The following is a 19,571-nucleotide window of genomic DNA, read 5'->3' on the forward strand; positions in this document are numbered from 1 at the left end:
TTCACTTCACACCAAAAGTAAAGATAGTGCCCCTTGAGACATTCAAGGGGCTTAAAGGATTGAGGCACATGGCTTACAGTACTTTCAACAGAACTAAAAACGACCAACTCAAAGAACCGATGTTTTTAGGCCAATCGGTCAACGTAGCTCGTTACGACCAACAAAAATACGAAATTTTTGAAAAACTTATCGAAAAGCAATTGTCTTTCTTCTGGCGCCCTGAAGAAGTTGACGTGTCTAGCGACCGCATCGACTACAACAAATTGCCAGACCATGAAAAGCACATTTTCATCTCCAACTTAAAATATCAAACTCTGTTGGATTCCATCCAAGGTCGTAGCCCTAACGTGGCACTGTTACCATTGGTATCACTGCCAGAAGTGGAAACCTGGATTGAAACATGGGCATTCTCTGAGACCATTCACTCACGTTCGTACACGCATATCATCCGTAATATCGTCAACGATCCAGGCCTTGTGTTTGACGACATCGTTGAAAACGAGCACATTCTGAAGCGCGCAAAAGACATCGCCCACTTCTACGATGACTTGATTGAAGCGACCAACGACTACCACCGTTACGGTGAAGGTAAACACACGATCAACGGTGAAACGGTTTCAGTGAGCTTACACGAGCTGAAAAAGAAACTTTACCTGTGCTTGATGTCGGTCAACGCGCTTGAAGCGATCCGCTTTTACGTGAGCTTCGCCTGCTCGTTTGCCTTTGCAGAACGTGAGTTGATGGAAGGTAATGCTAAAATCATCAAGCTGATTGCTCGTGATGAAGCGCTGCACTTAACGGGCACGCAACACATGATCAATTTGCTGCGTAATGGTCAAGACGACTTCACATTCATTCAAATTGCAGAAGAGTGTAAACAAGAGTGTTTTGATCTGTTTAAAGAAGCGGCAGAACAAGAAAAAGAGTGGGCAGAATATCTATTCAAAGACGGTTCAATGATCGGTTTGAACAAAGACATTCTTAGCCAGTACGTGGAATACATTACCAACGTGCGTATGCAAGCCGTCGGTCTTGCTGCTGCTTACCCAGAGTCGAAATCTAACCCGATTCCTTGGATCAACGCTTGGCTATCTTCAGACAACGTTCAAGTTGCACCACAAGAAGCGGAAATCAGCTCTTACTTGGTTGGCCAAATTGACAACGAGGTCAGCTCGGACGACTTTGGAGATTTCGAACTGTAATGCCCAGTATAAAAATCAACCGTATTACCAATATTCAATCTAATCGATCTGATACGATTCTGGAAACCATGGAAAAGGCAGGATTAGAGCCAGAGTATAACTGCCGCGACGGCCATTGTGGCGCTTGTAAATGTCGCTTGGTGTCTGGAGAAGTGGAATACGTTGGTTTTGCAATGGCCTATACACAAGCCGATGAAATTTTGCCGTGTATCTGCCGAGCTAAAACGGACACTGAGCTTGAAGAAGTGGTCTACAAGCTCAGTGTCAAAAGAGCATAATGGTTCATTTAAAACCTTGTATGAATACCAAAGCCAGCATCTAGCTGGCTTTATTCATATAGCCTCCCGATAGAAAGGCATCAGCGGTCAAATCTGACACCGCCTTCTCTGCAATAGCTCGACCGTCGTCATCAAACAGAGACAGTAGGTAACCGTTGTAATCAGACAAGTCTTGCTCTTCTGGCGCATTCCACCACAATGAAATCACATCTGTTTTATCGGTGCTAAGTGCTTCACCTAAAACAAATTTTTGATTCGCTATTTGATAACAAACAACTATTTTAGACTGATGAAACATGTCAATCTCCTTTGACATCACACTCAATGAGATTTCAGTTTAAATCGAATCTGATGAAAAGAAAGCGCATAAATAAGACCACTTGAATGCTTTTATTAAAAATCATTCATTTAAACTATATATGGATTTGGCATAAGAAAAAATTACTAGGCCAAACCCGAAATAAGCTAATTATTCATTCACTTACAGACAAAGTCGCTCATGTTTCAATTTGACAACCGCACTTTTTCCGCTAAAGGTTGAGGTTGTTATCCAGCATTTGACGCGGTACAAACATGTCTTTCTCACGCTTTAACGAGCTGTAATCAACGAACATGCTTTTAGCCGATAAATAGCGACGAAGCATATCCCCAGCAACCGTTGAAATAACCTCTTTTTGTTCCAAATCGTTATAACGGCGTTTAAACGCGAGCGTTTGCCCCCATTCGCCCTCTGGCGTCGCCAGCGCAACCGAAAACACGCCGTCTTGAACTTTCCCCGTTGCAATGGCGATGTCAGTGGCGCATTTATCACGCGTCGCGCCAGCAAGCGCAAACGCCGCAGCGAGCGGATCGTTGTCCGTTTCACCAACATCGATGTGATTCCCCAAAATCCAACCGTGTGCACACAGTGCGCTCGCCTTGGCATCGGAATGTAGCCAATTTGATAACCATCCTTTTGTTGACTGCTCTGCCACCGCGACCGAACGTTGCTTCTCAGCCAGCAAATGCCCAAGATGCTCAATCAAAGGCTCATCAACGCTAACCACGTGTGTTTCGATCAACTTAAAAATCACATTCAGCACTTTAACGCGCTGCTCTAAATCATCGGCAGGACCAAACAATTTCACTTGAATAAATGGCAAGTAAGAGCGATACCCCAGCATGTAACCCGTCGGCAGCTGCACTTTATCAAGTTTGTCAGACAGCGCAGACTCTGACGTTCCAAAGGTATAAAGACGGCTACACTCTTGGCCTTGATGATCCGGGTTATGGGCTTGAATATCCGGCAAAATCAAGCTTTCCACCATATGTTTAAATTCACTCGGAACCCCTGGCGTAAAGTAAAACACACAATCATTAATGCGCATTTTAAAACCGCAAGCCGTGCCTAGCGGGTTATCGAGCATGTCGGCCCCTTGTGGCAACATCGCTTGCTTTTTATTACTCTCCGGCATCACCATTGAGCGGCCAGCAAAAAACGCTTCGAGATTTTTCAGCCAAGTCTCATTCAGTTCTAAAGGCACTTCTGCCGCTTGCGCTGCTGCGGCCGAGCTCAAGTCGTCACTGGTTGGCCCAAGGCCACCATTCACGATCACCACATTGGAATTAAAACTCAGCATCAAGAGTTCTTCGACTAGCGCCGACATTTGGTCTCCCACCGTCGAGCGTTTAACTAGCCCAAATCCTGCATCAAAAAACAGCTCTGACAACCAAGAAGCATTGGTATCAACGATATCGCCATGCAGCACTTCTTCCCCGGTACTTAACATCGCTATTTTCAGCATATGTGTTCCTTGTATAAATCGGTGTTATTTAGGCTCGCGCAATGAAACGAATAAAATCAAAAACATTGATAACAATTTTCAGTGCGTGAGTTTCTTATTTGGAACAGTGGTTCGTTTCCAATCCGCTATCTTTAATGGGATAATTTTATTTTTGATTGTTCATTAATCATACTGGAGCGTTGAGTGTCTACTAAAAGCATCGCGGCTCTGATAGCCTGTTTTTCATCATCTTGTTACGCATTCGATGGCTTATCATCCCTAAATAGCGAATTTACCTACACGGACAATATCAAACAACCTCTTCTGATGACAGATTCATCAAGCGATTCGCTATTGCCAGCGGATTTTTATTCAAACTATTCGCAACTTACAAGCAATAGTTATGCCTTAAACTACGACGAAAGCACGCTCGACCTCGAGCCAACACCGCTGCCTAAATACCTTTCCGTCTCCGACCAAAAAGACTGGGACTATCTTCTGCATCAGACCTATACCATCTTAGGTTTGAGCGTTGTGACGGCGGCAACCATGACCTTGTTACCCGAATCGGTGACTAAGTGGGATGAAGAATCACGAAGCCTCAAAGGGCTGGGTAAAAAATGGAAAGATCATGTCACTGAAGGCCCGGTATGGGACAGAGACGAGCATTTTCTCAACTATGTCATGCACCCCTACTTTGGCGGTGTTTACTATACCGCCGCGCGCCATTCAGGGTTCAACGAATTCGAATCTTTTCTTTATTCCGCCACAATGTCGACGTTCTTCTGGGAGTACGGTGTAGAAGCGTTTGCTGAAGTGCCTTCTTGGCAAGACATTTTCATTACGCCATTTTTAGGCTCTGTGGTCGGTGAAATGATGTTTGAAGCAGAGCAGAATATCGTGGCATCGGGCGGAGAAGTGCTCGGCTCAGAAACCATGGGCAGCGTGAGCCTGTTTTTCTTAAACCCGGTTGGGCATATTCACGGTTGGGTCTCCAATGCTTGGGGCGGCAGCGCAGAGTTTCAATTTGTTGATAACCCTTGGTTTGACAACCAAAGCGCTGCCAAATTCGCTGCAGATTCCGGCGCTGTTTACGACTCAGCTTTCTATGGTGGGCAGTTAACCATCACTTTTTAGTGCCAGTACCACACCGAGTTGACGCGGCAGTTACTTGCCGCATTTTTGTGTATCGCTATTAATATTAAGCAGTTGCATACACGATTAGTGCTAAAAATTGACCTATATCAAACTGTCTGTTGGTTAAGATCCTAAACTAAATTAGACACCTAAATTTAGCAATTGCTCGCAGTTAGGAGGCAAGCATGAACAGCACCTTTATCGTCAATTTCGTTGGCAAAGCATCACCTGCAACGATCAAACAGTTAGCAGCAATTACTCATGAAAACGGTGGGAAATGGCTGGTTAGCAAAGTGAACTTCATTGATGACCAAGTCGCGGCGGTGATCAAAGTTGAGCTGCCTACTCAAAATGAAGCCATCGTCAAACAAGCCTTCCAAGCGAACCCTGATCTTCTTGTTCAACTGACTGACTCATCACAGCACGCTCACAATGCCGATGTGGTTTATCAGTTGCGTATTGATGCCAATGACCGCGCAGGGATAGTCAATGAAATCACTCATGTGCTTGATAACCAAGGTATCAACATTTTGGATATGGATTGCCAACGTGTGTTTATCGTGGGTGGTGCTGGCGGCGGCGGCGTAAGCTCGAGCCTGTTTACCGCTTCGATCGCGATTAAGATTCCGGAAAATGTTCAAATCGATGATGTGGTTAAAGAGCTTGAGTCTTTAAGTGAAGACACCAAAGTCATGAAAGAATAATAATCTTGAGTTGAAACAACTGGTTAAAAAGGAAAGCTTAGCTTTCCTTTTTTATACACTTAAACTTTTGATCTAGATAACATAGTTGCATATAAATCCAGCAAAGCCGAACCACTAAGCCACAATAACTAATAAAGAACAGATCATGTGTGAACGTTGCAACACCATGATCACTATATTGATTGGCTAGTAAAGGTTTCGTTATGTTAAAGCTCGGAAATATTAAAGTGAGTTACAAGCTCGCCACTATGCTGGTGGCCTGCATAATCGGCTCACTCATTCTGCTTTTAATTGCGGCAAATACCCTCAAACACAACCTCATAACCGAGCGGGAAGCACGCCTGAATGCGGTTCTTCATGCGACCTTATCGCAAGTCACGCAGCTACAAAAAAGCCTGCCGGAACAACAAGCCAAAAATGAAGTTAAATCACTGGTGCGAGCGCTTCGTTACGACGGCAACAACTATGTGTTCATCATTGATGAAAATCGCACAGCGATCGTCCACCCGCTCAAACCTGAGCTTGAAGGCAACCAAATGGGCAGTAATGGCGAAACCTTTTGGGCAAAAATGGTTGAAACCGCCAAAAATGGCCAAGATGGTAAACTGACGTATCTGTGGAAAACCGCAAATGGCTCACCCGCTGACAAGTTGTCACTGGTACACGGATTTAAACAGTGGGGATGGATTTTCGGCACCGGAATGTTGCTTGATGATGTGGAAACGGCGATTTTCAATCAAGTCATTAATATGGGTTATGTCACCCTGATCTTAGTGGTAATTATGGCGGGCATGGGCTTTGTGATAAGCCGTGCTATCGCCTACCCACTAGAAGAAATCAAACATACGATGAAAGCCATTGCCGCAGGGGATCTCACCGCAAAAGTGCCGATTCTTGGCAAAGATGAAATTGGTATTGTGGCTGAGCGAATTAACCAAAGCGTCGAGTCGGTGCGAGTGGCATTGATGGAGTCGGTGCACTCCGCTGCAGCGCTGTCTGATGCGGCTGGCCGCATTGCATCATCGGCTGAAGAAACCAGCGCTTCGGTCTCCAGTCAGCGCGATCAACTCAACCAACTGGCGACAGCAATGAATGAGATGAGCGCTACCGTCAACGATGTGGCTCAACATGCAGAAGATACCGCTCGCGATACCAAAGACGCATCAAAAGAAGCTTCGCTTGGCGATAAAGACGTCCACTCGAGTGTAGACAGCATCAAAGCCTTATCGCAAGAGTTGACTCACGCCTCAGAGCAAGTCAATAAGCTTAAAGAAGGCGTCATGCAAATCAGTGAAGTGACTAACGTAATTAGCGCCATCTCCGAACAAACCAATTTGCTGGCACTCAACGCGGCGATTGAAGCAGCACGCGCTGGCGAACAAGGCCGCGGTTTTGCTGTTGTGGCCGATGAAGTGCGTAATCTCGCCAGTCGTACCCACCACTCCACCGACGAAATTCAAACCACCATCAATCGCTTGCAACAGCTGGCAATGACCACCGCCAGCGCGATGGAGAAAAGCCATAGTTTGGCGGTAGATAGTGTTGGACGTTCTGAACAAGCAGGTAACGACTTAGCCATGATCGTTAGCCACATTCAGCACGTCAGTGATAAATCAATTCAAATCGCAACGGCGGCCGAAGAACAGAGCTCAGTGGCTGAAGAGATGAATCGCAACGTTAGTGGTATTAATGACTCCGCTTTAGAAATGGCGTCTGCCGCTAAATACCTTGCTGAAGAAAGTGAAAAACTCGCTGGATTGTCGCAAATTCTCGACCAGCGATTACTGAAGTTTAAGCTTTAACGCTTTACTCAAACGAAAGCCCGCATTCGCGGGCTTTTTTGCATAAGTTGTAAACTATCGGTCATCAATGCGCTGCGGAGGTATCTACACCCTTAGCAGGCCTTGGCGCTAGCCAAATAACGCAAGCAGCGAAGGTAAAAATACAAGCGATCACCACAAAGATCTGATTGGTCGCCACCATCACACTCTCTTTTTGTACCATCCAATCGACCGCAGAACGCACTTGGTCCATCGACATTCCACTTTGCTGCATCGCACTGCTCGCCATTCCGCTCCGATCGGTAAGACCGGCAAGCTCTGCATGAACATAACGCCCTTCTCGCTCCCAACTGGTATTGACCATCGAAGTGGCGAATGCACCCGCTAGGGTTCGCAAGAAATTCATCAGCCCCGCCGCCGACTCCATTTCATTGTTCTTAACTGAGCCGAGAGCAATCGCCGTCAGTGGTACGAAAAATAGTGCCATACCCAGACCTTGATACAACATCGGCATGCTGACCTGGCTAAACGTCATTTCCAAATTGGCAAAGCTGCGTACAAACGTCCAACCGCCAAGCCACAGAACTCCGACAAACACCATCGGCCTTGGATCAAATTTTGACGAGGCGTTGGCAGCGATGGGCGCGATAAACACCGCTAGTATCCCCATCGCAGCAGTCGCATAGCCAGCGGTGGTGGCGGTATAACCCATGTAAATCTGTAGCCAAAGCGGCGTAACCACTGTCGTGGCAAAGAATGCGCCAAATGCCAGCACTAAAGTCACCATGCTGACCGCATAGCCGCGGTGCCGAAATACTTTTAGGTCGACCACCGGATCTTTTTCCGTTAGCTCCCAGATAAGGAAGGCAGCAAAACCAATCACTGCGATGATGGCAAGCACCACAATGCGATTCGATTCGAACCAGTCGCGATCTTTCCCCTCATCGAGCATAATTTGCAGCGCCGCAACCCAAACCACTAAAAGCCCGAGACCCACTTTATCGATTTTCGATGCAATAGTTTTCGTTTCAAAGGCTTGCAACAGTTTCCAACATGCCAGAGCGGCAATGATCGCAAACGGCATTTTGATGTAGAAAATGTACGGCCAGCTGTATTGGTCACAAAGAATACCACCGAGAATCGGCCCCATGATTGGCGCGACCAAGGTCGTCATACTCCAGATACCAATCGCCGCATGGCTTTTATGTTTGGGGAAAATTCGCATCATCAACGTTTGCGACAGTGGCATAAGCGGCCCGCCAGAAAAACCCAGCAGGACGCGAAACAGCACCAACATCGACATATTAGTCGCCAAGCCGCACAAAAGAGAAAATACACCAAACATAAAAAAGCAGGTCGCAAACACGCGCACCGAGCCAAACCGGCGTGAAAGCCAACCGGTCAAAGGAACGGAGATGGCTTCCGCCACCGCGTAAGAGGTAATCACGTACGTCCCTTGGCTGGTTGATGTCCCCAAGCTACCCGCGATATTAGACACTGACACGTTGGCAATGGTGGTATCGAGCACCGCAAGAAAGTTCGCCATGGCTAAACACAGCGCGCCAAAAAATAACGCGCTGCCTTTTAGCGGCTGAACCTCCTCAGGAGAATGTTGTTGAGCGTTCATGACTTCTCCCACTCTAGCTTGGATCCGCTGCGCTGTGTGTCGATGCTTTCGCCGTCACAGACTGGGATGCTTGGCTATCGGTATCAATCTCCACTTCCATTGATAAGCCCACTTGCAGCGGATAAGCCGCGAGCTGTTGTGGGTCAAGTTCAATTCGAACTGGCAGGCGTTGCACGACTTTGATCCAGTTGCCGGTCGCGTTTTGCGCCGGAATCATCGAAAATGCCGAACCGGTACCGCCAGAGAGACCTGTCACAACACCTTGATATTTAACGTCATCGCCGTATAAATCCGCTGTTGCTGTCACTCGTTGACCAATTTTCACATGTTTCAAATCCACCTCTTTGAAATTGGCATCAATGTGCATGTGATGAATCGGTACAATCGCCATCAAAGGTGCACCAATTTGAACGCGTTTACCGACCTGAACACGACGCTGAGCAATCACCCCATCAACAGGCGCGCGAATCACAGTGCGGTCAAAATCAACGCGCGCTTGATTTAAACGAGCTTTGGCTTGTAAAACTTCCGGGTTATTCTCAAGCGTGGTGCCTTCAATATGCGCCGCATTGGCTTTTTTCTGGGCAATGGCTGACAAACGATTCGCTTGCGCTTGCGCCGCCGCCGCTTCTGCCGCATTCAAATTCGCTTGCGCTTGGCGCAGCGCGGTTTGCGCATTGGTCAATTCTTCACCGGACACCGAACCCGATTTCACCAAGTCTTTACGACGGTTAAAATCGATTTGTGCGCGGCGAAAATCGGCTTGCGCCGACTCAAGTTGCGCTTTTGAACGGGTTTGATCCGCTTCGCGAGCTTGAACGAGAGCAGATAGCCCTTCATCGCTGGCAAAGTAACTTTTCACTCTTTGCTGCGCCAACGCGAAATCCGCTTCAGCGCGATTGAGCGCCAACTGGGCATCAGTATCATCAATACGCACCAACACGTCGCCTTGGTGAACAAATTGGGTGTCGGTAACCAGCACATCGTGCACGATGCCGCCCACCGAAGGCGTGACCTCGGACATTTCAACAGCCGCATACGCATTATCTGTGCTGACAAAGCGTGAACCAATAAAATACCAATAGGCCGAATAACCACCGCCCGCGATAACGATCGCCGCCGCCAGTGCCATAAAACCTTTTTTGCGCGCAGGATTACTGCCTGTGCTTGTTTCAACCGGTTGTAGATCTTGTTGTGATTGTTGCATGTTCATTGGGAAACCTTTGATTTATAGAGACTGACTAGATTGGCTTGATGCATGTTGTGCCGACGGCGTCGAGGTATGGAAACCGCCACCTAAAGCGTGAACAAGTGCGATGTCCAAACCAAATACTCGCGATTGCAAATTGACTAATGCACGCTCGTTATTGAGCACCGACTCTTCGGCCACCAACACTTCTAAGTAAGTTGCGAGCCCGCCTTTGTAGCGATTTGATGCGATCTGCAAAGCGTGGTTCGCCGCATTCACGGCTTCTTGCATTTTATCGATTTGCGCATCGATAGAGCGGCTACTTGTTACCACATCCGCGACTTGATGAAGCGCTTGGGTCAAGGTGTTGTCGTAGTTGCTCACTGCAAGTTGATAGCTGGCTTGCGCGGCGTTGAGTTGTCCATCTAAGCGACCGCCCGTAAAAATCGGCAAGTAGATCGCCGGTTGTACGCTGCCTGCGCTATTGCCATGGTCAAATAAGTTATCTAAACCAAACGCTTGGGTACCAAGAAAACCGCTAATGCTGACATCTGGATAAAACTGCGCTTTGGCAACACCAACGCGATCAGCCGCCGCTGCCGCGCGCCAACGTGCTGCAGTCACGTCCGGACGATGACCAATAAAGCCAATACCAAGATCAGATGGCAAACCAAAACGCTTAGTCAAACGAATGTGCGGTGTTTGAATCATCAAAGCTTTGTCCGGCCCTGCTCCGGTTAATGCAGCGATGGCATTTTTTTGCAACGCGACTTTTTCTTTTATGCCCAGCAATTCGGATTCAATACTGGCGCGAATCGCGATCGCGTGGTTAACAGAGCCCAATGTTTCAAGCCCGTTGTCATAGCGTTTTTGCAAAAGCTCAACGGTTTTTTGCCGTACAGCGAGTGCCGACGCAACGGTTTTCCGATTGTCACAAAGGCGAGCTAACTCCGCATAAGCATTGGCAATCGACGTTGCTAACATCAATCTCGCCGCACTTGATTCAGTTTCAGCTGCGGCTAAATCTGACGTAGCCGCAGCAACCAAATTGTGGTTTTTGCCCCAGAAATCGAAGTCGTAACTAAAATCCATCGTAATGGAGCCGTAATCATTCCAACCTGAAGGTGGCATATACGCTTTATAAAGTTTGCTGACTTTGCCCATTTCCGCAGACGCCCCTGCGCCGACCTGAAAATCGTCAACCGCACCAGCTTGCTGAGCAATACCTTGCGCCTGAGCAAGACGCGCCTTAGCAATTTTGATACTCGGCGACACATTGAGCGCCTTTTCGATCAGCGCGTTTAGTTGCGGGTCACCGTAACGCTCCCACCAACGATCACTTGGCCAATCGATTGCCGCGATCTCTTGCAAACTTTGTTTGTAACTTAGGTTTTCAAGCGAACTGAGGTCCGCGTTGAGGTCTTTGTCATTTAGGTTTACGCACCCACCGAGTAATACGCTACTAATCAACACACTGATATATAAGCGTTTCCCCATCCTATTTTGATCTTTATTGGTTTTCATCGGCTTCATCTTGTTAGATATTATAACTAAACTGTACCGTACAGTTATAACTTGACAAATTTTTGCCGTCAAGCGAAAATTGCGCCACATATCAGCCAGTAAAGAGTCCTTTTATGCGTGTTAAAAGCGAAGAACGCCGCCAAGCCATTCTTGATATCGCAAAGAAATCCTTTTTAGAACAAGGATTTGAAAAGACTTCGATGTCTTTTATTTCTAAAGAATTGGGGGGTTCTAAGGCAACGCTGTACAACTATTTCGATTCAAAAGAAGAGATTTTTGAAGCCGTTATGCACCAAGGCATGGCAGAGCAGATCCTAAAAGCGTTTTTGATGCTAAAGGAAAAAAGTGATCTTGAGTCCGATTTAAAAATTTTTGGATTCAAATATTTAAGGTCACTGCTGAGCCCAGAGCCGATTGCTATCTATCGCATGGCGGTCAGTGAATCAGAACGTTCAAACCTTGGGCGCCAGTTTTATGCCAATGGACCTGAGAAAGGGATTCACTCGATTTCAAACTACCTGCAAAATCAAGTGGAAGGTGGTGCGCTCGTTGAGTGCGATACCACACTGGCGGCGTTCCAACTGCAAGCATTACTCAACGCTTCGTTTATCGAACGTTACGCATTAGGTGCCATCGAAGCGCCTAGTGATGCACAAATCAAGCAACATGTAGAATTTGCGATTGATTGCTTTCTGAAACTCTATCGTAAAGCTTAAAAGTGCCCTATTTTGGCAAAAAAAGAGCAGCGAATCGCTGCTCTTTTTCTATTTATCAGTGAGTTATTCAACCGACCACTGAGACAATGAACGTTTGAAATCTTGGTAACCAAACTCGTTGAGTTTTTGAATATCACCGTTTGAACGTTCGCAATACACAGAAGGCATTTTGAGGCCGTTAAACCAGTTGAGCTTCACCATGGTGTAACCTGCACTGTCTAAAATATGCAGTTTTTGGCCAATCTCAAGTGGTTGGTCAAAGTTCGCCACACAGAACTGATCCCCAGCAAGACATGAACAAGAGCCGATCACATATTGATGTGTGCCCTGCTCGCTCGCTTCGAGAACCGACGCTGGCTCGTTGTAGATTAGGGTATCGAGTCGGTGCGCCTCGGTTGCCGAATCGACAATCGCAGTTTTGATTTGGTTCTCAACAATATCCACGACTGTCACCACAAGATCGGTCGTTTTGGTAATGATGGCTTCACCCGGTTCCAAGTACACTTGCACAGCGTGTTTTTCAGCAAACGCTTTTAACGCTGTGCCTAGTTTTTCGATATCGTAACCTGGCCATGTGAAGAACACACCGCCACCTAGGCTTACCCAGTCTAGCCTGTCTAAGTATGCGCCAAACTGGCTAGAAATCGCATCAAGCAGTGCCACGAATGCATCAACGTCTTTGTTTTCGCAGTTCATATGGAACATCACGCCATCGATAGAATCGATGACGCTGGCATCAATATGATCAACTTGAACACCTAAGCGGGAGAATTTACGCGCTGGGTTTGCCAAGTCTTGCCCGGCGTAACTGACACCAGGGTTTAAACGCAGCCCAAGTGAGGCTTTACCTTCCACGATATGACGATAAGCCGCAAGCTGCGACTGCGAATTGAAGATCATTTTGTCACAAATGTCGGCGACTTCACGTACATCGTCTTCACTGTAACCCACGCTGTAAGCATGCGTTTCACCGCCAAATGTTTCATGCCCTAATTTGACTTCATAAGGACCGCTGCTGGTGGTGCCATCAAGATACGGCTTGATGATGTCAAACACACCCCAAGTCGAAAAACACTTCAGCGCCAAAACCAGTTTGGCACCGGATATATCTTTAAGTAGCTTCGCTTTTTCTAGGTTTTCAATCAGCTTGTCTTCATTGATCATGAAGTAAGGGGTTTTAAGTTGGTGTTTTTGCATTTGTTGTGATCACTTTAAATCGAACAAAAGCCGACACTCGCGTATCGGCTCTTAGATTAAACAAATATCGTTATTCAATGACAGCGTCCCAAGCATTAATACACTTTATGCCTGTCATCTCGATATTGTTACTTAAGGATGTGAATGTCCGGCTGACCAACTTCCAGCTCTTGAACATGCCAATCCAAACCAATTGAAGGCATGGTTTCTAGGAACGGATCTGGGTCCAATTGTTCCATGTTAAACACGCCTTTATCAGCCCAAGCACCATTAAAGAACTGCAGAGCGGCCGTGATCGCTGGTACACCTGTGGTGTAAGAGATCGCTTGATGCTCAACATCTTCATAAGCGACTTCGTGATCAGCATTATTGTAGATAAACACGCTGCGCGCTTTGCCGTCTTTCTTGCCCTGTACCCAAGTACCGATACACGTTTTACCTGTGTAGCCTGGCGCCAACGAAGTTGGATCAGGCAGCAAAGCTTTAAGAACATGCAAAGGCTGTACAACAGTGCCATCTTGCAAAGTAAGAGGCTCTGGACTTAACAAACCGATGTCGCGCATGCAGTTGAAGTAGTTCAGGTATTTGTCACCAAAACCCATCCAGAATTCAATACGTTTGGCCGGAATGAACTCTTTCATCGAACGCACTTCATCGTGCGCCATTGAGTACACTTTGTGTTTACCCACCAGCGGAAAATCAAATTCAAACATACGCGAATGGCAAGGCACTTGTTTCCATTCACCTTGGTCCCAGTAGAACGAATCACCTTGGATTTCCAACATGTTCGTTTCAGGGTCAAAGTTAGTCGCAAATTTCTTGCCGTGATCGCCAGCGTTAACATCCATCACATCGATAGTGTCAATTTCATCAAATAGGTGCTTCACTGCATAAGCCGCAAATACACTCACCACACCCGGATCGAAACCTGCGCCAAGAATACCGGTAATACCCGCTTCGGCAAATTTCTCACGGTAGCCCCACTGCCAATCATACGCTTGAGGGACTTGCTGACCTTCAGAACACAAGTCGACGGCAACAGAAGTGTCTAAATAAGACACTTTTGCTTGATAACACGCTTCCATGATAGTCATATTGACCCATGGAGGACCTGCGTTGATGACAAGATCTGGTTTAACGTCTTTAATAAGAGCAACCAGTGCATCGACATCGTCTGCGTTGACAGCACGCGCTTCGAGTTTTTTCGATGGATCTTTAAGGTTATTTTTGTTGTTAATCGACTCAATGATTTTTTCACATTTTGCGATTGTACGAGATGCCAAAACGATATCACCTAGTACGTCATTGTTTTGCGCTGCTTTGTGCGCAACAACCCATCCGACACCACCTGCACCAATTTGAAGAATTGCCATTATTCTTTTCCCTTACTCTGCTAGCTCAACCGCTAGCTGGTTAATTTCTGTTAATAGTTTTTCAAAATCCGCCAACGTTAGACATGGATTTAAAATCGTAAATTTCAGCGCCGATTGACCGTTCACTGTGGTTTCACCAAGAACGGCGACACCACGCACTAACGCTTCGATGCGTACTTTTTGATTCAATTTGTCAATAGAACCACTATGAGTCAGCGTCGAACGGAATAAGACTGTCGACAATGCTGGCTCAGCCAACAACTCAAAATTCTCAGTTTGACGTACCAGGTCCGCCACTTGTTGAGTTTGAGTCAGTAGGTGATCGTACATTTCTCCTAGGGTATTCGGACCCACGCTTTGCATGGTCATAAATACTTTCAGAGCGTCAAAACGCTTGGTCGTCGCGATTGATTTGTCGACCAAGTTTGGCAACTCATCGTGCTCACGGTTGAGATAATCTGCATGATGAAGCAAAAACTTCAGCACTGATTTATCTTTGACCAGTAGCGCACCACAACTGATCGTTTGATAGAACAATTTGTGGAAATCGACACTTACAGAACTTGCGCGTTCTACACCCGCTAGACGGTCTTTGTGTTGACTTAGGATCAACGCGCCGCCATATGCACCATCAACATGCATCCACATATCGTGCTGCGCAGCGATGTCTGCCATTGCGTTCAAATCATCAATCGCACCGTGATCGGTTGTGCCCGCAGTACCTACAATGGCAAATGGAATCAAGCCTTCGGCTTTCGCGTTTGCGACAATATCAGCCACCAACTCAGTTTTCACTGTACCATCAGTATTGGCTGGAACGGTAAGTACCGCTTTTTCACCCAAGCCCATCCAAGATGCTGACTTCTGCACAGTGAAATGCGCTTTTTCAGAGCATACGATGCGCAGTTTGTCGGCATACTCGGGCAAGCCAAGCTTTTGAATTGAATGGTTCGAGATTTTATCTGCGATCCAATCGCGCGCTAGCATAAGACCCATTTGGTTACTTTGCGTACCGCCACTGGTGAAAATGCCGTCGGCTTGTCCACCCAATTGGTACTTATCACACAACCAGTTGATCACCTTCTGTTCAACATACGTCGCTGAAGAAGCTTGATCCCATGAATCCATCGACTGGTTTAACGCCGCAATCATCGCCTCTGCCGCAATCGCAGGCATCAAAGGTGGCGTATGCAAATGCGCAATACAGTTTGGATGTTGAGTAAAGATTGCATTCTTTGCGACCAAATCCGTCGTTGAATCAATCACATCCTTTAAACTGTCACTGCTTACATCAAGGCTCACAGCGTTAATTTGTGTTTCTAGCAATTTAGGGTCAACGCCTGAATACGGTTTGTCGACTTGCTCAAACAGCTCTTTCATTGCCGCCGTGGTGTGATTCATCACTGCAGAGAATTCACTTGCGCCGTGTTCACCCGTTTGAACAAAGTGCTTTTTCCATTTAGCGTTAGCTGACTTCTTTACTAAGCTACCGCCCGCCGCAAGAATCGCGTCTTTTAATACACGCAGTGCAAAATCGATTTGCTCAAATGAGATGATCATTGGTGGAAGGAAACGAATAACAGAGCCTTCGCGGCCGCCCTTCTCGACAATCAAACCACGCTCAAGCGCACAGCGCTGGATTTTTAGCGTTAAAGCACCATCTGCTAAAGGCTCGCCAAATTTATTAAGCTCGCCATTTGGTTGTTTAATTTCAACACCAAGCATTAAGCCTTTGCCGCGAACTTCGGCGATACAGTCGACTTCTTCTTGAATCTTTTCAAGACCCATACGCAAGTACTGACCAGCAACATTTGCGTGTTCAACCAGTTTATCGCGTTCAATGATTTCAAGCGCTTTTGCACCTGACACCATTGCTAATTGGTTACCACGGAAAGTACCGGTGTGCTCACCAGGGCGCCAGGTATCAACTTTCTTGTTGAACACCAAAATCGACATTGGCAGGCCGCCACCGATGGCTTTTGAAAGACAAAGAATATCCGGGTGGATACCAGATTCTTCATAAGCGAAGTTATAACCGGTTTTGCCAACACCACATTGAATTTCATCGAAAATCAATAGGATACCGTGTTCATCACAAATTCTACGCAGTTCACGCAACCAAAATGCTGGCGCAGGAACCACACCGCCTTCCCCTTGTACAGGTTCAACGATGATCGCAGCAGGCTTCATAATGCCTGACTCGTCATCATTTAGTAGACGTTCAATATAGCGGATACTGGCTTTAGCGCCTTCATCACCGCCAAGACCAAACGGGCAACGCAAGTTGTATGGGAATGGCATAAAATGCACGTCAGACATCAAGCCAGTACGGCGAGATTTTGTGCTTAGGTTACCCATCATGCCCATAGTACCGTTGGTCATTCCGTGGTAGGCACCGCGGAAAGCAAACATGGTGTTACGACCGGTGGTCTGTTTTGCCAGTTTGATAGCCGCTTCAACGGCATCGGCACCTGATGGACCACAGAATTGAATCGCAGAATTTTGCGCAAATTCTGGCGACAAGAAACTTTTCACTTGTTTAATGAAGTTTGCTTTCGCTTGAGTAGTAATGTCGAGCGTTTGGTACGGGAGACCTGAATCTAACTGATCTTTTAGCGCTTGGTTGATCTCTGGATGGTTATAACCCAAAGAAAGAGTCCCTGCGCCGGCTAAACAGTCTAAGAAAATTTGACCACGAGTGTCCTCAACCAGCACGCCATAAGCTTGCTTGATTGCAATTGGAAGACGACGTGGGTAAGAACGTACTTCCGATTCATGTTCAGCTTGGTCAAGCAGAACTTGGTCGGGCGTTAGATCATAAATACCTTCTAAAACAGGTGTTTGAGAAGAAAAAATGGTTGCGATATTGTTATCGACTTCGAAGGCTGTGCTCATATTATTTTACCTTGAAATAGAAAAACCCAACCCACTCTTGCAAATCTATGCTCAAGAATGAGGTATAGCAATGCCATCCGCTTCGCTAGGTCAAATAGCAGAAACAGACAAACCGTCATCACGTGGATGACTACTTGAGAATCAGTAGATCAAGGTTCGGTTATGCAACTGCTTTGTAAAACAGGGCAACGTCGAGGAATGAAGCTGATTATTGAGTGTGGTTTAAGTGAGTTCAATGTTGGGTTTCCCATTCACATGCCGATTTATTCGACATTAAGTATCCCGTCTACCGTCAAAAAGAGTTTTGCCGGTACCTACCCTACGTAGTGGCACAATCAGCCCGAATGTTCACTACGCGTATCCCCCAGAAATCGTTTAAAAACTATTAACGTCCGAGATTACGCGCGAAATTATCATAAAAATAAATGCTCTGACAACAAAAAAATATTACAAATTCATAAACGTCTGATTAATTAGAAAAAGCCTGAAACTAAGTTCAGGCTTTATATATTTAAATTAAAATGCACGTCGTTTCGAATATTTGTGGTCAGGAGCTAGGGTCTTTAAGTAGTGCGTTGAGTAAGTCGTTCTGCTGAGTAATTGCACCGCTATCAATATAGGAATCGAAAAGGCTAGCGCCATTTTCAAATACAATCGTTTGCGAGTCGTCCTGATTAATCGGCACTTCTAGCTCAACATTATCGCCACTCACCGATACGCTAATACTGTCAATAAGCGCATTGAACTCTTGGGTTGAAGGGCTATCAGATAATATATCCAGAAGATCGACTTTATCATTACCAAGTTCAAAATCGACAATCACATCACGTCCACTATCTAATGTACTATCGAGCCAAGTAAATATATTGGCTTGTTCATCACCAATTAGGACGTCGTTTCCAAGTTGCCCATTAAGCGAATCACCATTTTCAGCAGAGAACACATTATAACTTGGAGCATCACTGGTATCCAAAGTCACAGTTGCCTCATCGCTGATCAGTTTGGTTTGAGTATTATTTTCGTCAACAGGTACCCCTGAATCTATCGCAACGTAAGTAAACGATGTTTCGTCGGGAAGCGCTTCGGCTCCGGAGAAATAGCTTAGTACCCAACTGCCTCCATCTCCGGTCATTTCAATCCCTATAATTGGGTTATCTGGAGATGAATAACTAAACTCATAGGACAGTTGCTGGTTACCAACATCACCGTCAGGTTTCTCGTAATTCACTGTTTCTGAATTCCCGTCATAGAGGTGGTAAGTAACCATAATGGAGTTATCACTGTTGCCATTTTGAGCACCGCCTACTCCATCAATACCAAAATAGACGACATCGAGCGGGTTTTGAGCCAGGTCAATATGAAACGTCTCATGTCCGTTATCACTTTGCCCACCATTACCATTGATGCCATTACCATCGTTGTCAGCCAAGCCGTATCCGTCGTTAGCATTCTCATTTTTATAAAGGTGGAAAGTTGCGGGTTTACCATTTTGATCCGTGATCCATAGCGTTATGACATTGTCATTATCTAAAGTATACGTACGTACTGTATTGTCTTCATTTGGGTCTCCCCACTGACCATCTTCCATATTTGAATGATCACTATCACCAAACGTGAATAAATTCTTAGAGCCTGGGACATAGGAAATAAAGTTAGGATCAAACTCCGTTCCTAAGTACCCACTTTGGGAGTCATATAAGTCACTTTCCGTAATCTCTCGAGTAACGCCACCTTCGGTATAAAGTAAAGTACCGGCATCAGGCAATGACGTAAGCATCACCATTACTTGATTGCCAAGCATATCATCATCAACATCCGATATGTGATCGTCACTCCCTGTCGTATCAAATACAATCGGTACAATATCTTGGTCGGCTATATCAACACTGAAATTCTCCGCTAAGGGTCTTTCATTGATATTTATCTCATTGAGCGTCACCGCGATTTGGCTGCTGTTGCCAGCTGGGTCGGTCGCCACCACGGTAATATTGTGGGTATTGCTGGTGAGCTCATAGTCGTTAGTAAACGCCTTTACGCCCACTGCGGTTAACGAAATCTTACCCTCAGCGTTGATTTCAAACAGACCATCCAGTGGATCGTTGTCACCATAGGCAATCGAATAGCTCACGGTCTGCGCTTCAGGGTCGCTCGCCGAGACTTGGCCAATCACAGTGCTGTCGAGCGA

At 46.2% G+C, this 19,571-nt stretch carries 15 protein-coding genes; 6 read left to right on the forward strand and 9 right to left on the reverse strand.

Features of this window, described 5'->3' with window-relative positions:
* Positions 1–68: 68 nt before the first annotated feature.
* Entirely contained in the window at positions 69–1,202 is a 1,134-nt protein-coding gene (gene nrdB, locus BLS03_RS06450) for a class Ia ribonucleoside-diphosphate reductase subunit beta (RefSeq protein ID WP_093271071.1), read from the forward strand.
* Complete coding sequence (gene yfaE, locus BLS03_RS06455) at positions 1,202–1,480, forward strand: class I ribonucleotide reductase maintenance protein YfaE (RefSeq protein ID WP_093271073.1); 279 nt, start codon at positions 1,202–1,204, stop codon at positions 1,478–1,480. Before nrdB ends, yfaE begins: the two co-directional genes overlap by 1 nt.
* A 40-nt stretch (positions 1,481–1,520) precedes the next feature.
* Here the strand turns inward: yfaE and BLS03_RS06460 are convergent, their stop codons facing one another.
* Together BLS03_RS06460 and BLS03_RS06465 are read right to left on the reverse strand one after the other, a co-directional pair.
* Positions 1,521–1,778 (reverse strand): 30S ribosomal protein S6 modification protein, encoded by a 258-nt coding sequence (locus BLS03_RS06460; protein WP_093271076.1) that lies wholly within the window; start codon positions 1,776–1,778, stop codon positions 1,521–1,523.
* Positions 1,779–2,010: 232 nt separating this feature from the next.
* Positions 2,011–3,264, reverse strand: coding sequence for a CinA family nicotinamide mononucleotide deamidase-related protein (locus BLS03_RS06465; protein ID WP_093271078.1), 1,254 nt, complete (start codon positions 3,262–3,264; stop codon positions 2,011–2,013).
* 183 nt (positions 3,265–3,447) lie between these two features.
* Here BLS03_RS06465 and BLS03_RS06470 point away from each other — a divergent pair, with 183 nt between their 5' ends.
* From BLS03_RS06470 to BLS03_RS06480, 3 genes are all read left to right on the forward strand, one after another.
* Positions 3,448–4,380: a DUF3943 domain-containing protein gene (locus BLS03_RS06470; protein ID WP_093271081.1), complete on the forward strand. Its 933-nt coding sequence runs from the start codon at positions 3,448–3,450 to the stop codon at positions 4,378–4,380.
* A 185-nt stretch (positions 4,381–4,565) separates the two neighbouring features.
* Entirely contained in the window at positions 4,566–5,084 is a 519-nt protein-coding gene (locus tag BLS03_RS06475; RefSeq protein WP_093271084.1) for a glycine cleavage system transcriptional repressor, read from the forward strand.
* 203 nt (positions 5,085–5,287) lie between these two features.
* The gene (locus tag BLS03_RS06480; protein ID WP_093271086.1) at positions 5,288–6,886 is read left to right on the forward strand and encodes a methyl-accepting chemotaxis protein; all 1,599 of its coding nucleotides are present in this window, start codon (positions 5,288–5,290) and stop codon (positions 6,884–6,886) included.
* Positions 6,887–6,950: 64 nt separating this feature from the next.
* Here BLS03_RS06480 and BLS03_RS06485 read toward each other — a convergent pair whose 3' ends face one another.
* The 3 genes from BLS03_RS06485 to BLS03_RS06495 are packed head-to-tail and all read right to left on the reverse strand — an operon-like array spanning position 6,951 to position 11,205.
* The gene (locus tag BLS03_RS06485; RefSeq protein ID WP_093271089.1) at positions 6,951–8,492 is read right to left on the reverse strand and encodes a DHA2 family efflux MFS transporter permease subunit; all 1,542 of its coding nucleotides are present in this window, start codon (positions 8,490–8,492) and stop codon (positions 6,951–6,953) included.
* Between the two features lie 13 nt (positions 8,493–8,505).
* Positions 8,506–9,699: an HlyD family secretion protein gene (locus tag BLS03_RS06490; protein WP_093271116.1), complete on the reverse strand. Its 1,194-nt coding sequence runs from the start codon at positions 9,697–9,699 to the stop codon at positions 8,506–8,508.
* Between the two features lie 21 nt (positions 9,700–9,720).
* Positions 9,721–11,205, reverse strand: coding sequence for an efflux transporter outer membrane subunit (locus BLS03_RS06495; protein ID WP_093271090.1), 1,485 nt, complete (start codon positions 11,203–11,205; stop codon positions 9,721–9,723).
* 113 nt (positions 11,206–11,318) lie between these two features.
* Here BLS03_RS06495 and BLS03_RS06500 point away from each other — a divergent pair, with 113 nt between their 5' ends.
* Complete coding sequence (locus BLS03_RS06500; RefSeq protein WP_093271093.1) at positions 11,319–11,921, forward strand: TetR/AcrR family transcriptional regulator; 603 nt, start codon at positions 11,319–11,321, stop codon at positions 11,919–11,921.
* 63 nt (positions 11,922–11,984) lie between these two features.
* Here the strand turns inward: BLS03_RS06500 and nspC are convergent, their stop codons facing one another.
* The 4 genes from nspC to BLS03_RS06520 form a co-directional block, all read right to left on the reverse strand.
* On the reverse strand, positions 11,985–13,118 hold the full coding sequence (gene nspC / locus BLS03_RS06505) for a carboxynorspermidine decarboxylase (protein WP_093271095.1): 1,134 nt from the start codon (positions 13,116–13,118) through the stop codon (positions 11,985–11,987).
* Between the two features lie 128 nt (positions 13,119–13,246).
* Positions 13,247–14,491, reverse strand: coding sequence for a carboxynorspermidine synthase (locus tag BLS03_RS06510; protein ID WP_093271098.1), 1,245 nt, complete (start codon positions 14,489–14,491; stop codon positions 13,247–13,249).
* A 12-nt stretch (positions 14,492–14,503) separates the two neighbouring features.
* A complete protein-coding gene (locus BLS03_RS06515; protein WP_093271101.1) occupies positions 14,504–17,386 on the reverse strand; it encodes a pyridoxal phosphate-dependent class III aminotransferase in 2,883 nt (960 codons plus the stop codon).
* Positions 17,387–17,933: 547 nt separating this feature from the next.
* A partial coding sequence (locus tag BLS03_RS06520; RefSeq protein WP_143015600.1) for a cadherin repeat domain-containing protein occupies positions 17,934–19,571 on the reverse strand: 1,638 nt, incomplete at its 5' end.

This window comes from Vibrio xiamenensis (assembly GCF_900100015.1).
GTDB classification, from domain to species: domain Bacteria; phylum Pseudomonadota; class Gammaproteobacteria; order Enterobacterales; family Vibrionaceae; genus Vibrio; species Vibrio xiamenensis.